We start from the raw sequence: 3,535 nt of genomic DNA on the forward strand, positions 1-3,535 counted from the left end.
GGACCCGACCAGTGCGGCCCGCAGTGCGCCACCGAGCGAGGCACTCGATGCCTTCATGCGTCAACCGGGGCTGACGCCGTTCCCCAGCCAGTTCTCCAACGTGGTGGACCGCAACCCATGGCAGGCGCAGATCGAAGTGTTCCTCAACCGCCATATCGGCTCGTCGGCTGAAGGTCGTCCGCCAGGAAAGGGCTGGTCGCATCAGCGCTGGAACGAGTTTTACCCGCAACAGGCCTACAAAACCGTGCAAACCGGGGCGAGGCTCAATAGCGGTTGGCGTGACAGCCTTCAAATGCACCACTACAGCGTGGGCGAGTTCGGCCCTGGCGGCCTCTACCACAACGTCGCTGGCGTGCCGGCAACGGATGGCACCTCCAAAGGTGTAGGTCCGCGTTTCCACCCGAGCATGCCGGTGCAGAATCACAACTCGGTCTGGACCTTCGACGGCACTCTTCCGCCGAAATTGCTGATGGTGCGTTATGGCCAACCAGTATTAATGCGCCACTACAACGGCTTGCCGATCGACCCGTCGGCGAACATGGGTTTTGGCTTGCACACCATCAGTACCCACGAACACAACGGTCACGCACCGGCGGAAAGCGATGGTTATGCCAACGCGTTTTTCTTCCCGGGGCAGTATTACGACTATCGCTGGCCGATCCAGCTGGCCGGTTACGACACCATCAACACTGACGCTCATGATCCACGCGCGGCGTTCCCTTGCTCCCCGGGCGAAACCCTGTGGACCAACGACGTCAACCCGAGCCGCAAGACCTGCGAGAACGGAACGATCAAGATCCGTGGCGACTATCGCGAAACCATGAGTACCCACTGGTTCCACGACCACATGCTCGATTTCACCGCGCAAAACGTCTACAAGGGCAACGCGGCGATGATGAACTACTACAGCGCTCTGGACCGTGGCAACGAATCGGTGAACGACGGCGTCAACCTGCGTTTCCCTAGCGGCAGCGCCTTGCCGTGGGGTAACCGTGACTACGACGTCAACCTGGTGTTCGGCGACAAGGCGTGGGATCAGAACGGTCAGTTGTGGTTCAACCCGTTCAACACCGACGGCTTCCTCGGTGATCAGGTGCTGGTCAACTGGCAGTGGAAACCGACCCTGGATGTACGCGCTCGCAGCTACCGGTTCCGCATGCTCAACGGTTCGGTGTCGCGCTACTTCAAGTTCGCCGTTGTCCGTGAAGTCAAAGGCACCAGTGGCGAGTTTCAGGGGCCTAAAGGCTCGGGTGTGTCCTATGCCCGCGTGCCGTTCCACATGATTGCCAACGACGGCAACATCATGGAGCACAGCGTGCCATTCGACGGCACCATGGACCTGGACGCCGATGGCGACAAACAGAACCACAACGCCATCCTGCCGACACAGGGCATTGCCGAGCGATTCGACATCATCGTCAACTTTGCGAAAAACGGCATCAAGCCGGGGGACAAGATCTTTTTCGTCAACTTGCTGGTGCATGATGATGGTAAAGGCCCGAAGGAGCCGGAGACGCTGGCGAACGTGCTCTCCGAAAATTACAAGGCAGTGATCAAGCAAACCAGCAAAGGACCAATGTGGGACAAGGGTGATCCGGCGGTGGGCAAGGTGTTGCAACTCAACGTCAAGCCCTACACCGGACAGGACTTGGCTATGGACCCTGCAGCGTACGAACCGGCCAAACCGGGTAAAGCCGAAGGCCTGGTGATGATCCCGCTGAAGATCCATCGCGACAATGCGGCCGACAAGGCGATACTGGCTCAGGCACGTCACCGGACCTTCACCTTCGGCCGTTCCGACGGCACCGATGAAGCGCCGTGGACAGTCAAGACCGATGGCGGCTTCGGCTTCCACATGGACCCACGTCGTTTGAACGCCGCGACCCAACTGGCCAACGGCCCTACCGATGCAGGGGCCGCCGGTTTCGGCACCCTGGAAGTGTGGAACATTAAGGCCGGCGGCACAGGCTGGAGTCACCCGGTGCATGTACACTTCGAGGAGGGGATCATCCTTAGTCGCGGCGGCAAGGCACCACCGGAATGGGAAAAATGGGCACGCAAGGACGTGTACCGCATCGGCTCGGAAAAAGATGGCCTGGACAGCGTCGAGATGGCCATCAACTTCCGCGAATTCGCCGGGACCTACATGGAGCACTGTCACAACACGCAGCATGAGGACAACTCGATGCTGCTGCGTTGGGACATTGAGAAACCGGGGCAATTCCAGTTGATGCCAACACCGCTGCCAAGCTGGGATGGTGTGCGCTACGTCAGCTCCGCCGCATTGCCAACCTACAAAACCGGTGACGGCGTTGGCCCTAAAGTACCAGTCCAATAAAACGCCGCAAGGGAGCCGACATGAACATGAACATGAGCATGAAAACACCGCGCTCCCGAGCCTTGGGCATGCACTTGATATTGGTACTGGTCAGCTGTCTGCTGGCCAGTCAGGTGCTGCTGGCCCATGAAGGTGTGCTGTCGCCGACGCAGGAGGCGGCGACACCTTGGGGTGGCGATTATTTCCCTAATACCCTGCTGACCGACCAGGACGGTCAGCAGGTGCATTTTTTTGATGACCTGATCAAAGACAAAGTGGTGGTGATCAACTTCATCTTCACCACGTGCAGCGACTCCTGCCCACTGGAAACCGCGCGCCTGCGTCAGGTGCAAAAGCTGCTCGGGGACCGGGTTGGCCAGGACATCTTTTTCTACTCCATCAGCATCGACCCCTTGAGCGACACACCCGAAGTGCTCAAGGCCTATGCACAACGGTTCCAGGTCGGGCCGGGCTGGAAATTCCTCACTGGGGAATTTGCCGACGTCACTGACCTGCGCAAGAAACTCGGGCTGTTCATTGAAGGCGTCGACAACGGACGCAGCAAGGACCACAACCTGAGCCTGATCGTCGGCAATCAGAGCACCGGTCGCTGGATGAAAGCCTCGCCGTTCGAGAACCCGTGGATTCTCGCTGATCAGTTGGCCAACACTTTGCAGAACTGGAAAAAAGCCAGCACGGGAGAAAGCTACGCCAACGCTCCGGAAATTCGCCCGCCGAGCAATGGCGAAGAACTGTTCCGCACCCGCTGCGCGTCGTGCCACAGCCTGGGCCCGATGGACGGGCAGGGCATCGGCATGCGCAGCATCGGCCCTGACCTTATCGGTGTGACCCGGCAACGTGACCCGGCTTGGCTCAGCCGCTGGATTCGCGAGCCGGACCTCATGTTGAAGGAGAAAGACCCGATTGCCATGGAGCTGTATGAACGTTACGACAAAATCTCGATGCCCAACCTGCGTCTGGATGAGAAGTCTGCGCAATCGATTATGGAGTTTTTGCAGGAAGAAACCGATCGCCAGCAACCATTGAAAGCGGCGCAGGCGCAATAGCGGCCAAATAATATCATTGGGTCAGAGACAGGCACGTTCAATGCCACCTACACTGATCCGTGACATGGCTGAACAGGCTTGATGCGAGCATTCAGGACAACCCTATGCCGACACTCGAAAAACAAAAAGAATCGGCGCCGGCCACGCCGAC

General features: G+C 58.8%; 2 protein-coding genes. Both read left to right on the forward strand.

Going from position 1 to position 3,535, the window contains the following annotated elements; all coding sequences use genetic code 11:
- A partial coding sequence (locus AC1DRJ_RS21935; RefSeq protein ID WP_477803988.1) for a multicopper oxidase domain-containing protein occupies positions 1-2,338 on the forward strand: 2,338 nt, incomplete at its 5' end.
- 32 nt (positions 2,339-2,370) lie between these two features.
- A complete protein-coding gene (locus AC1DRJ_RS21940) occupies positions 2,371-3,384 on the forward strand; it encodes an SCO family protein (RefSeq protein ID WP_477803989.1) in 1,014 nt (337 codons plus the stop codon).
- Positions 3,385-3,535: the final 151 nt, after the last annotated feature.

It is taken from the genome of Pseudomonas sp. P5_B2 (assembly GCF_056400445.1).